This is a genomic window from Pseudomonas sp. SIMBA_067, assembly GCF_046534675.1.
Taxonomy (GTDB): domain Bacteria; phylum Pseudomonadota; class Gammaproteobacteria; order Pseudomonadales; family Pseudomonadaceae; genus Aquipseudomonas; species Aquipseudomonas putida.
Genome location: NZ_JAWRYH010001202.1, coordinates 1 through 241, shown reverse-complemented (window position 1 = coordinate 241; position 241 = coordinate 1). Strand labels below are relative to the sequence as shown.

The window sequence follows — 241 nt, the reverse complement described above, 5'->3', positions numbered from 1 at the left end:
GGTTCTTTCCTGGCTGACCTGGCCGATGTCTGTGGGTAAATGGACGCTTGAAGGGATAGAAACTCGTGCGCAGTTGTTGGATTCCGATGGTCTGCTGCGTCAGTCGTCCGATCCTTATATTATGGTGCGCGAAGCGTACTTCCAGCGTCATGATTTCATCGCTAATGGCGGCGAACTCAAACCGCAGGAAAATCCGAACGCACAAGCGATTCAGGATGATTTAAAAGATATTGATTCTGAA

1 protein-coding gene is annotated in these 241 nt (G+C 49.0%); it reads left to right on the top strand.

The features are described from left to right. On the top strand, positions 1–241 hold a 241-nt coding region (locus SB765_RS33095; protein ID WP_410932957.1), incomplete at both ends, for an MlaA family lipoprotein.